Source organism: Thaumasiovibrio clandestinus (assembly GCF_047250365.1).
Classification (GTDB): domain Bacteria; phylum Pseudomonadota; class Gammaproteobacteria; order Enterobacterales; family Vibrionaceae; genus Thaumasiovibrio.
In genome coordinates this window covers 163,382-175,433 of record NZ_JBLBVL010000002.1, presented here as the reverse complement: position 1 = coordinate 175,433, position 12,052 = coordinate 163,382, and the positions used below count along the sequence as shown (strand labels likewise).

The 12,052-nt window shown below is 47.8% G+C and carries 10 protein-coding genes; all 10 read left to right on the top strand.

Annotation, left to right across the window (positions count from 1 at the left end):
- Nucleotides 1–9: 9 nt before the first annotated feature.
- The 10 genes from ACKLNH_RS03800 (at nucleotide 10) to ACKLNH_RS03755 (ending at nucleotide 12,031) form a co-directional block, all read left to right on the top strand.
- Nucleotides 10–507: an OmpH/Skp family outer membrane protein gene (locus tag ACKLNH_RS03800; RefSeq protein ID WP_413110920.1), complete on the top strand. Its 498-nt coding sequence runs from the start codon at nucleotides 10–12 to the stop codon at nucleotides 505–507.
- A 10-nt stretch (nucleotides 508–517) separates the two neighbouring features.
- Complete coding sequence (gene lpxD / locus ACKLNH_RS03795; RefSeq protein WP_413110919.1) at nucleotides 518–1,543, top strand: UDP-3-O-(3-hydroxymyristoyl)glucosamine N-acyltransferase; 1,026 nt, start codon at nucleotides 518–520, stop codon at nucleotides 1,541–1,543.
- 85 nt (nucleotides 1,544–1,628) lie between these two features.
- Nucleotides 1,629–2,081 carry a 3-hydroxyacyl-ACP dehydratase FabZ gene (gene fabZ, locus ACKLNH_RS03790; RefSeq protein ID WP_413110918.1) on the top strand — a complete coding sequence of 151 codons (453 nt, stop codon included), beginning with the start codon at nucleotides 1,629–1,631 and terminating at the stop codon, nucleotides 2,079–2,081.
- Complete coding sequence (gene lpxA / locus ACKLNH_RS03785; protein WP_413110917.1) at nucleotides 2,081–2,869, top strand: acyl-ACP--UDP-N-acetylglucosamine O-acyltransferase; 789 nt, start codon at nucleotides 2,081–2,083, stop codon at nucleotides 2,867–2,869. Before fabZ ends, lpxA begins: the two co-directional genes overlap by 1 nt.
- A 1-nt stretch (nucleotide 2,870) precedes the next feature.
- Nucleotides 2,871–4,013, top strand: coding sequence for a lipid-A-disaccharide synthase (gene lpxB / locus ACKLNH_RS03780; protein ID WP_413110916.1), 1,143 nt, complete (start codon nucleotides 2,871–2,873; stop codon nucleotides 4,011–4,013).
- Entirely contained in the window at nucleotides 4,010–4,615 is a 606-nt protein-coding gene (rnhB, locus tag ACKLNH_RS03775) for a ribonuclease HII (protein WP_413110915.1), read from the top strand. Before lpxB ends, rnhB begins: the two co-directional genes overlap by 4 nt.
- A gap of 39 nt (nucleotides 4,616–4,654) precedes the next feature.
- Complete coding sequence (dnaE, locus tag ACKLNH_RS03770; protein ID WP_413110914.1) at nucleotides 4,655–8,134, top strand: DNA polymerase III subunit alpha; 3,480 nt, start codon at nucleotides 4,655–4,657, stop codon at nucleotides 8,132–8,134.
- Nucleotides 8,135–8,187: 53 nt separating this feature from the next.
- Nucleotides 8,188–9,147 carry an acetyl-CoA carboxylase carboxyl transferase subunit alpha gene (gene accA, locus ACKLNH_RS03765; RefSeq protein WP_413110913.1) on the top strand — a complete coding sequence of 320 codons (960 nt, stop codon included), beginning with the start codon at nucleotides 8,188–8,190 and terminating at the stop codon, nucleotides 9,145–9,147.
- 79 nt (nucleotides 9,148–9,226) lie between these two features.
- Nucleotides 9,227–10,549 (top strand): tRNA lysidine(34) synthetase TilS, encoded by a 1,323-nt coding sequence (gene tilS / locus ACKLNH_RS03760; RefSeq protein WP_413110912.1) that lies wholly within the window; start codon nucleotides 9,227–9,229, stop codon nucleotides 10,547–10,549.
- A 132-nt stretch (nucleotides 10,550–10,681) separates the two neighbouring features.
- A complete protein-coding gene (locus ACKLNH_RS03755) occupies nucleotides 10,682–12,031 on the top strand; it encodes a sodium-dependent transporter (RefSeq protein WP_413110911.1) in 1,350 nt (449 codons plus the stop codon).
- The last annotated feature ends 21 nt before the right edge of the window (nucleotides 12,032–12,052 follow it).

The following is a 12,052-nucleotide window of genomic DNA, read 5'->3' as shown; positions in this document are numbered from 1 at the left end:
AACAATATTTTGAATAAATGGATTAAAGCAGCGAGCCTAGGCCTTATTTTATCAACAACGTCGATTGCAGCGAATGCAGCACAAAAGGTCGGCTACGTTATTATTCAGGCAGCGATGCAAGAAGTGGCACAAACCGCAGATATCAACGGCAAGCTGCAAGCTGAGTTCAAAGATCGTATCGGCGAGCTTCAGGCGCTAGAGGGACAAGCGAAACCAAAGCTTGAGAAACTGCAGCGTGACGGTGAGTTAATGACGGCGGCAGAACGTTCAGCGCTAGAAAATGAAGTTCGTGGCATTGAGAAAATCTACACCGAGAAGGCACAGCAGTTGTCACAAGATCAACAGCGTCGTGGTATGGAAGAAGAACAAAAAATGGCGATGAAAGTACGTCAAGCGATTGCTAAAGTGGCAGAAGCAGAAGGTTATGACATAGTGGTTGATGCGTCTGCGGTTCTTTTTGCAGACCCTGCGCATGACCTATCAGAGAAAGTAATTAAGGCACTGTAAGGAATTCATCATGGTCCAGATGACGTTAGCAGAGTTAGCTCAGCACCTGGGTGCAGAGCTGCATGGAGATGGTGATGTTGTGATCTCTTCTGTGGGAAGTACTGAATCTGCTAAGGATGGACAGATCACTTTTTTATCAAACAGTAAGTACCGTACGGCACTGGCGGAATGCAAAGCGTCAGCGGTACTGTTAAAACAGTCAGATTTGGAGTTTTGCCCTGCCAATGCGCTAGTGGTAAAAGATCCCTATTTGGCATATGCATGGACAGCGCAACTGTTTGATACCACGCCAGCATGCGCAACAGGTATCGCGCCAAGTGCAGTGATTGCTGACGGTGTGACGTTGGGTGAAGGTGTATCTATTGGTGCTAACGCGGTTATTGAAGCGGGTGTGACCCTTGGTGACAATGTAGAGATTGGCGCGGGTTGTTTTGTCGGTAAAGAGGCAACGATTGGTACCGGTACGCGGTTATGGGCCAATGTCACCGTTTATCATCGGGTACGAATTGGTGAAGGCTGTTTAATTCAATCTGGCACCGTTATTGGCTCGGATGGCTTTGGTTACGCAAATAGTGCTGGGCAGTGGGTTAAGATTCCACAGTTAGGCACTGTAGTGATTGGTGACCGGGTTGAGATCGGAGCTTGTACGACCATTGACCGCGGTGCGCTTGAAGATACGTTGATCGCGGATGGCGTGATTATCGACAATCAATGTCAGATTGCACATAATGTATCTATCGGTGACAATACAGCAATTGCTGGTGCGACTGTTATGGCGGGGAGCTTGAAAGTCGGCAAACATTGTTTTATTGGTGGAGCCAGTGCATTTAACGGTCATATAGAAGTGACAGATGGCGTTACTGTAACCGGAATGGGAATGGTAATGCGCCCAATCACTGAACCCGGTGTATACTCATCGGGGATACCATTACAAACGAATAAAGAGTGGCGCAAGACAGCTGCACGCGTCATGAAAATTGATGAAATGAATAAACGCTTAAAGGCTGTAGAAAAGCAACTGGTTAATAACGATTAAAGCGTGAATGCCAATGCTCGAACAATGGCCCGCGTGACGTGGGCCGTTTTTGTTTATTCATACATATTTATACAGGAATACCGTTTTGACGAGCGAGAAAAAGACGTTAACAATCAAAGAAATTAAAGAACTCCTACCGCATCGATACCCGTTTTTGTTGCTTGACCGTGTTATCGATTACCGTGAAGGTGAGTACTTGCATGCCATTAAGAATGTGTCGGTAAATGAACCTCAGTTTATGGGGCACTTCCCTCAACTTCCGGTTTTTCCTGGCGTATTGATCTTGGAAGCAATGGCGCAAGCAACGGGTGTCTTGGCCTTTAAAACCTTTGGTCTTCCATCCGAGAATGAGTTGTACTATTTTGCTGCGATTGACAATGCGAAATTTCGAAAGCCGGTTGAACCTGGCGATCAAATGATCCTTGAAGTCGAGTTCATTAAAGAACGTCGCGGTATTGCCGTGTTTAATGGCGTAGCGAAAGTAGACGGTGCTGTGGTTTGTTCAGCTGAATTAAAATGTGCGAGAAGAGAATTCTAATGATCGACGCGACAGCTCAAATCCACCCATCTGCGGTTGTAGAGCCCGGTGCCAAGATTGGTGCTGGGGTCAGCGTTGGCGCATTTAGTTTTATTGGTGCGAATGTAGAGATTGGCGCAGAGACGCAAGTCATGTCGCATGTTGTGATCAAAGGCCCAACAGTTATTGGGTGTGAGAACACGATCTACTCTTTTGCCTCGATTGGTGAAGCGTGCCAAGATCTAAAATATGCTGGCGAACCGACGCAGTTGATTATTGGTGATCGAAATACGATCCGTGAAAGCGTCACTATCCACCGTGGCACAGTACAAGATGAAGGCATTACTCGTATCGGCAACGATAACTTGCTAATGGTTAACACTCATGTTGCCCACGATTGTGTTATTGGTAATAAGTGTATTTTTGCCAACAATGCCACCCTAGCAGGCCATGTGAAAGTCGCAGATCATGCGATTGTTGGTGGTATGTCAGCGATTCATCAGTTCTGCCATATCGGTGAACACGTCATGTTAGGCGGTGGTTCGATTGTGGTTCAAGATGTGCCGCCATTTGTTATGGCACAAGGCAATCACTGCGCGCCGTTTGGTATTAATGTAGAAGGGCTAAAACGCCGTGGTTTTGATAAACCAGCAATTAAGGCCATTCGCCAAGCATATAAGTTACTTTATCGCAGTGGTAAAACATTGGCAGAAGCGAAACCTGAGATTGAAGCACTGGCTGCTTTGCATCCTGAAGTGAACGCTTTTGTTGAATTTTTAGCAAAATCAACCCGCGGCATTATTCGCTAATATGACTCGAGCGTTACGTATAGGAATTGTCGCCGGAGAAATCTCCGGCGATATTTTAGGTGCAGGACTCATTCGCGCCATTCGGGCGTACCATCCAGATGCGGAGTTTGTTGGTATCGGTGGTCCGCAGATGAAAGAGCTAGGTTGTCAGTCTCTGTTCGATATGGAAGAGTTGGCTGTGATGGGGTTGGTTGAAGTGCTGGGACGCTTGCCTCGATTACTGAAAGTAAAAGCTCGCCTTGTTGAACATTTCCTTACCGATCCCCCGGATGTTTTTATTGGTATTGATGCCCCTGACTTTAATTTACGCCTCGAGCGTACATTGAAAGATGCGGGGCTCACGACCATTCATTACGTTAGCCCTTCGGTTTGGGCATGGCGTCAGAAACGCATTTTCGGTATTGCTAAAGCAACGCACCGTGTTCTGGCCTTTTTGCCGTTTGAGAAAGCCTTCTATGATAGGTTTAATGTACCATGTACCTTTGTTGGACATACCATGGCAGACGCGATTCCATTGCATTGTGACCGTGAAAACGCCCAGTCAACGTTGGGCTTAGATCCGAGCAAGCGCTGGATGGCAGTGTTACCTGGAAGTCGCGGCGGTGAGGTGGCAATGCTAGCCGCTCCGTTCTTGCAAACCTGTCAACAGCTCAAGCAACGCTACCCTGAGCTCGAATTTGTTGTGCCCTTGGTGAATGCCAAGCGTCGTGCACAGTTTGAGGCGATAAAACAAGAGATAGCCCCCACACTGCCATTAACGCTGGTCGATGGGCAAGCACGTGAAGCGATGATTGCTGCTGATGTTGTTTTGTTGGCATCAGGAACGGCAGCGTTGGAGTGTATGCTGGTTAAGCGTCCCATGGTCGTCGGCTATCGTGTAAAGCCATTAACGGGGTGGTTAATGAAGCGTTTGTTAAAAACCCCTTATGTTGCATTGCCGAATATTTTGGCTGATAGTCCATTGGTACCCGAGCTATTGCAAGAAGAGTGCGAGCCGAAAAAACTGGCGGCAGCATTAGGCCATTACCTCGATAGCGATAATCGCGATTTGCTCGAACAATTTACACAACTGCATCAAACAATTCGTTGTGATGCAGATAACAGTGCAGCCCAAGCGGTATTAAAAGAGATAAACCAGTTATGAGTGATTTCCCTCCATTTGAGTATCCAGATGCGACGCTAATTGCCGGTGTTGATGAAGTTGGGCGTGGCCCTCTTGTCGGTGCGGTGGTGACAGCTGCCGTTATCCTCGATCCGAACAACCCGATTGAAGGCTTAACGGACTCTAAAAAGCTCACCGACAAAAAGCGAGCGATCTTGTTTGATGAGATCAAGCAAAAAGCGCTAGCATGGTCATTGGGGCGCTGCGAGGCGAGAGAAATTGATCAGTTGAATATTTTACAAGCGACAATGGTTGCAATGCAGCGTGCGGTTGCCGGATTAACGATTCAGCCTAACTTTGTGTTAGTGGATGGCAACCGTACCCCCGATTTTTCTATACCAGCACAAGCGGTGGTTAAAGGTGATTTGCGAGTTGCTGAGATTTCAGCGGCTTCGATTTTGGCCAAAGTGACCCGCGATCGCGAAATGGAAGTACTGGATGCCCAATACCCACAATATGGGTTTGCGAAGCATAAAGGTTACCCGACCAAGGTGCACTTTGAAGCATTGGCTGCACATGGTGCGATTGATGAACATCGCCGTAGTTTTAAGCCCGTAAAACGTGCCTTAGGCATTGAGAGTTAATTTCGAAGCACACCAATATCAGGACAGATGTAACCCCTTATGGCTGAACCTCGTTTTGTACACCTGCGCATCCACAGCGACTTTTCCATGGTTGACGGCTTGTCAAAAGTTGGCCCATTGGTAAAAAAAGTCGCAGAACTGAACATGCCTGCCATGGCATTGACAGACTTTACCAACCTATGTGGGCTGGTAAAGTTCTACTTTGGTACCCATGGTGCTGGTATTAAGCCGATCATTGGCGCTGACTTTAAAGTGCAATGTGATGCATTGGGTGATGAGTTAACCGACCTTACCGTACTGACCATGAACAATGCCGGGTATAAAAACCTGACCTTGTTGATCTCTAAAGCCTATCTGCGCGGACACGTTCAGCATATGCCAGTGATTGATCGCGATTGGCTGCAAGCACATAGTGAAGGACTTATCCTTTTGTCGGGTGGGCGCAGTGGGGATGTGGGTCGCGCCCTGCTTAAAGGAAATATGGCACTAGCAGCAGAGCTAGCACAGTTTTATCAAGAACATTTTCCTGACCGCTATTATTTAGAATTAGTTCGTACTGAGCGCCCTGATGAGAATGCCTATATTGGCTTTGCGGTTGAATTTGCAGCAGCACAAGCTCTGCCCGTTGTGGCAACGAACGATGTACGCTTTATTAGTCAAGATCAGTTTGATGCGCATGATATCCGAGTCTGTATCCATGGTGGCTATACCTTAGATGATCCGCGTCGCCCTCAAAACTACAGTGCGCAGCAATATCTGCGCAGTGAAGAGGAGATGTGTGAACTCTTTGCTGACCTTCCCGAGGCGCTGCAAAATAGCGTAGAAATCGCCAAACGTTGTAATGTTTCAGTGCGCTTAGGGGAGTACTTTTTACCTAACTTTCCAACGGGGGAGTTGAGTGTTGAAGACTTTTTGGTCAAAGTTTCCGAGGAAGGCTTGGAGCGTCGTCTCAAGTTTTTATTCCCCGATGAAGAAGAGCGTGCTCGTTGTCGTCCAGACTATGATGAACGCTTAAAGATCGAACTCAAAGTTATCAATGACATGGGATTCCCTGGTTATTTCTTGATCGTAATGGAGTTTATCCAGTGGTCGAAAGATAACGGTGTCCCTGTTGGTCCTGGTCGAGGTTCAGGTGCGGGTTCTTTGGTGGCTTATGCCCTAGATATCACCGATCTTGACCCGCTGGAATTTGATCTTCTTTTTGAACGATTTCTAAACCCAGAACGGGTTTCCATGCCCGATTTCGATGTCGACTTCTGTATGGATAAGCGCGACTTGGTGATTGATCATGTCGCTGAAATGTATGGGCGCGATGCGGTCTCCCAGATCATTACTTACGGTACTATGGCAGCAAAGGCGGTGATCCGTGATGTAGGGCGGGTACTGGGACACCCTTATGGGTTTGTTGATCGTATCTCTAAGTTAGTCCCTGCTGAACCAGGCATGACGTTAGCAAAAGCGTTTGAAGCCGAGCCTCAATTGGGCGAAACGTATAACGCCGATGAAGAGGTGAAAGCATTAATCGACATGGCGCGTATTCTCGAAGGGGTGATTCGAAATGCGGGTAAGCATGCGGGTGGGGTGGTTATTTCCCCCACCACGATTACTGACTTTGCCCCGCTTTACTGTGATGCCGAGGGCGGGAACCCTGTTACCCAATTCGATAAAAACGACGTGGAAACCGCCGGGTTGGTCAAATTTGACTTTTTGGGTCTGCGTACACTAACCATTATCGATTGGGCGCTGGGCATGGTTAACCCACGCTTGGAGCAAGAGGGTAAGCCAGCCGTCAATATCGCGGCAATCCCGATGGACGATTCTAAATCTTTCCGCGTGTTACAAAATGCAGAAACCACCGCGGTATTCCAGTTGGAATCTCGCGGTATGAAAGAGCTGATCAAGCGTCTGAAGCCGGACAGTTTTGAAGATATGATTGCCCTAGTGGCACTCTTCCGTCCTGGCCCTTTGCAGTCAGGCATGGTAGATAACTTTATCGACCGTAAGCATGGACGAGAAGCTGTCTCGTATCCAGATGAGAAGTGGCAGCACGACTCATTGAAAGAGATCCTCGAGCCAACGTACGGCATCATCCTTTATCAAGAACAGGTGATGCAGATTGCTCAGGTCTTGGCGGGGTATTCTCTAGGTGGGGCTGACCTGTTGCGACGTGCGATGGGTAAAAAGAAACCCGAGGAGATGGCCAAACAACGAGCCACCTTTGAACAAGGCGCGATTGACAATGGCGTTGATGGCGAGTTGGCGATGCGAATCTTTGACTTGGTTGAGAAGTTCGCAGGGTATGGTTTTAACAAATCCCACTCAGCCGCCTATGCATTGGTTTCGTATCAGACCCTATGGCTAAAAACCCATTATCCGGCTGAGTTCATGGCCGCGGTAATGACGGCAGATATGGACAATACCGATAAAATTGTCGGTTTAGTTGATGAATGCCTGCGCATGAAGTTGACTGTACTGCCACCGGATGTCAATAGTGGCCTGTATCGCTTTAATGTGAATGAAAAAGGTGAGATTGTTTACGGTATTGGTGCCATCAAAGGTGTGGGTGAAGCGCCGATTGAAAATATTATCGAAGCGCGCCAGCAAGGCGGTCATTTTATCGACTTGTTTGATTTTTGTGCGCGGATCGATACTAAGAAGGTTAACAAGCGAGTATTAGAAAAGCTAATCAAAGCGGGTGCACTTGATCGTTTAGGCCCTCACCGTGCTGCGTTAATGGCCTCGCTGGACGATGCTGTAAAAGCGGCAAGTCAGCACCATCAGGCGCAAGCGTTTGGTCAAGCAGATATGTTTGGTGTACTCACAGAAGCCCCTGAAGAGGTAGAGCACAAATATGCGCAAGTTACCCCTTGGCCTGATAAAGTTTGGTTAGAAGGTGAAAGAGAGACCCTTGGGCTCTATTTGACCGGCCATCCAGTGAACAGTTATCTGCGTGAGTTAAAACACTACACCAGTTATCGTTTGAAAGATGCCCAACCGTCCGGTCGCGATAAAGTGGTCACGGTGGCCGGGCTGGTGGTTGGTGCTCGTGTCATGACAACGAAGCGTGGCTCACGGATTGGTATCATGAGCTTAGATGATCGTTCCGGTCGAATGGAAGTCATGTTATTTTCAGATACCTTAGATCGCTATCTCGATTTAGTAGAAAAAGACAAAATTGTGATAGTTAGTGGACAGGTCAGCTTTGATGACTTTAACGGTGGGCTTAAAATGTCTGGCCGAGAAGTGCTTGATATTTCACAGGCGCGAGAAAAGCATTTGCGTGGGCTCGCCATCTCTGTGGCAGAAACGCAGATTGATGCTCGGTTCTTTGCGCGATTTAGCGACATATTAGAGCCGCACCGTGGAGGTGTTGTTCCCGTGAATATCTATTACCAACGGGATAATGCGAGAGCCAAGCTGACGTTAGGTACAGAGTGGCGAATTACGCCGAGTGATGAATTGATTGATGACCTGAAGCTACTGCTTGGTGAGCAGCAGGTCGAACTTGAATTTAACTAACCCCGTATGTGCCGCTGCAAAGAGTAGCTGGCATAAAAAGGATTTGAATTAGTATGAGCCTTAACTTTCTAGAATTTGAACAGCCGATTGCGGAGCTAGAAGCCAAAATAGAAGCTTTGCGCGGCGTCTCTCGCCATGATGAAAATGGCGCTGTAGATTTAGGCAAAGAAATTGAACAGCTTGAAAAGAAGAGCCTTGAGCTGACAACAAAGATATTTTCAGATCTTGGGGCATGGCAGGTAGCGCAACTGGCTCGCCATCCGCAACGTCCGTATGTGTATGACTATATCGAACATATCTTCACTGAGTTTGATGAGTTGTGTGGTGATCGTGCTTACGCAGACGACAAAGCTTTAGTGGGTGGCATTGCGCGACTGGAAGGTCAACCCGTTATGGTTATCGGCCATCAAAAAGGAAGAGAAACGAAAGAAAAGGTCTTTCGCAACTTTGGTATGCCAAAACCGGAAGGCTACCGCAAGGCATTAAGACTGATGCAAATGGCAGAGCGTTTTAATATGCCAGTGATCACCTTCATTGATACTGCAGGTGCTTATCCTGGTGTTGGTGCAGAAGAGCGTGGTCAGTCAGAAGCCATTGCCCGTAACCTTAAAGTCATGTCTAGCCTTAAAGTGCCGGTGATTTGTAATGTCGTGGGCGAGGGTGGTTCTGGTGGCGCATTGGCCATTGGCGTTGGTGATGCCGTAAACATGCTGCAATACTCGACCTACTCTGTGATCTCGCCGGAAGGCTGTGCGTCGATCTTGTGGCGTGATGCCAATAAGGCTGATCAAGCCGCTGAAGCAATGGGCATGACGGCACCTCGACTTAAAGAGCTAGGCTTAATCGATCAGATTGTTGATGAGCCATTAGGTGGCGCACACCGTAATGTGCAGCAGATGGCGGCTTCGTTGAAGACCCAGCTACTGGCGAATTTAGCTGATCTACAAGCGCTAGATACAGAGTCGTTATTAGAGCGTCGTTATCAGCGATTGATGAACTACGGCTACTGCTGATCAAATCGTGAGTCCGGCATTGACTTGCCGGACTATCTCCTCAACAATCCTACTATCATCCTCTGACTATCGGATTGTCATGCTTTTTCATCATGTTGAGCCCATCATTACTCAACATCTACCCCCAAACCATCAAGGTTCTACCCTTCTATTAGCCCTCAGCGGTGGTTTAGACTCTCGCGTGATGCTTGATCTGTTAGCTCGTTACCAGCAGTTGCACCCTGATGTACATTGCCGTGCTGTACATATCCATCATGGTTTGAGTGCTAATGCCGATGCTTGGGCCAACCAATGCCAGCAATGGTGTGATGGGTATGGTATCGCGTTAACAGTATTACGAGTAACAGTAGACCCCAGTAATGGCGGTGTTGAGCAGGCTGCACGACAAGCGCGTTATAGCGCATTAGCGTTGGAAATGGATGCCAAGACCGTGTTACTCACTGCACAACACCGTGATGATCAGTGTGAGACAGTCTTATTAGCGCTAAAACGTGGCAGTGGTCCTAAAGGGTTATCAGCCATGCCTGTTGTGGCGCCGTTTGCGCAAGGATCACATCTGCGTCCATTATTGAAGAATGTAACGCGTCGTGAGTTGGAGCTTTATGCTACCGAGCAGCACTTGTCTTGGGTAGAAGATGAAAGCAATCAAGATAGTCGTTATGAGCGTAACTTCCTTCGCCATGATGTGGTGCCGCTCTTAACGCAGCGTTGGCCCGACTTTTCTGCTGCAGTGAGCAGAAGTGCGCAACTTTGCGCGGAACAAGAACAGCTTCTTGACCTGCTTCTTGCTGATAAGTTGGAGGCCGCGATGGATGAGCGTGGAACCTTGAACTGTGAGCCGTTGTGCGCCCAGCCCCGCCTGATGCAACGGCAACTATTGCGACGGTGGTTGCAATATCACCGCATTCAGATGCCGACTCAGCGTCAGTTAGAGCAAATTTTGCAAGATGTTATTTTGGCGAAATCGGATGCCAATCCCGCGTTTCAGCTAACAGGCGTTCAGTTGCGTCGATTCAAGCAACGACTCGAGCTGGTTCCGTTAGTGGCTGATTTATCTGCTTGGCAGTCGCCACTGCATTTAGAGCAGCCATTGTCTTTGCCAGAGGGAGTTGGAGAGCTGTTGTTGAATAAGGAAAAGCAAGGTTCGTTGTGTTTACGGATGCCTGAAGATAATGAAGTGATTACCGTGCGTTTTGCGGTGTCTGGATTAAAAGTACAACCTGTTGGGCGCACAGCAGGGCGCAGAAAATTAAAGAAACTCTACCAAGAGATGGCTGTACCGAGTTGGCAACGCACGCGTTTGCCAATGATTTTTTATGGCGATCAATTGGCTGCCATTGCCGGGCTCTTTGTTTGTGAAGGGTTTCAGGGGCAGGCGCTAACATTGCATTGGCGCGCGTAGCATATCTTGCTGCCATTGCCTTTTATTGTTGTCTGTAACACTAGCTTTCCACTGCTGTGCTATCTAATCACGTTGTTTTTTTGCAATCGCCGCTATAGTCGACTAGTGTACTAGGCTACTAGTTTATGAGGTATGGTAATGCAACGCGAACATTTCAGCTCCCGTATGGGCTTTGTCTTAGCCGCCGCTGGTGCAGCGGTCGGTTTAGGAAACATCTGGGGCTTCCCGACGCAAGCGGCTTCTAATGGAGGCGGTGCGTTTCTATTTATTTATCTATTAATGATTCTGCTGGTGGCTTATCCAATGCTATTGGTAGAGCTAGCGATTGGACGCCATGGTCAAGCCAATCCTATTGATAGTATGCGCTCATTGGCATCAACTCGCTTTACTCGTCTGTTAGGGGAAGGGGTTGGCTGGGTTGGGTTAGCTGTTCCCTGTTTGGTTCTAGTATTTTATAGCGTTGTCGCAGGTTGGTTAATCAGTTCGTTGTTAGGATCGATGGCACAGCTGGTCGGTTTAACCGTGGCGGCTGAATGGCTCAATGGCTTCTCTGTTTTACGTAACTTATTTGGCATGGTGCTGTTCTATCTGTTGACGATTATGATTGTCAAGTCAGGGGTAAAGCAGGGTATTGAGAAGTGGTCAAAACGTTTGATGCCTGCACTATTGGCGCTCTTTCTCTCGCTCTTTGCTTACATTTTAACGCAGCAAGGTGCGATTGAAGGGCTTAAACACTATTTGATTCCTGATTTTTCCCGTGTGCTGGATAAAGATCTGATCTTGGCAGCGATGGGACAGGGCTTTTTCTCACTCACCATTGGTGGCTGCTCAATGTTGATCTATGGCTCTTATCTCAGTAAGCAAGAGTCTCTGCCAAAAGTCGCCATGTCGGTAACTTTAGTCGATACAGGCGTCGCCTTTCTGGCAGGCTTAGTCGTACTGCCTGCGATGTTTGTGGCCATGCATAATGGGGTAGAGATATACGATGCGAATCAGCAGTTGATCGACTCTGATACCTTGGTGTTTAGTGTACTGCCTATGCTATTTGAGCGTCTTGGTGTCGTTGGTGAAGTGGTCGCTTTGATCTTCTTTGCATTAATGACGGTAGCGGCGTTGACTTCATCTATTTCAATGCTGGAGTGTCCGGTTGCATTGATGAGCGAGCGAATGAATGTGGCGCGTGGCAAAACCAGTTGGTTGCTGGGTGGGCTGCTATGTGTATGTAGTGCTGTTGTGGTATTTAATTTTCCCGCGCTGTTTGGTCTTGTCGCTATGATCGCGACACAGTATTTCCAGCCTTTTGCTGCTTTGCTCTTTTGTCTGTTTGGAGGCTGGATTTGGTCTCGGCACGGTAAATTGAGTGAAATTGCTCAAGGTGATGCACAGTTTGCACAGAGCTGGTTTGGAAAGGCTTGGACTTATTATGTGAAGTTTATCTGCCCGGTATTGGTCTTTACGGTACTGTGGGTGACAATGTTTTAAGTGATTGCTTTGTATTTACTT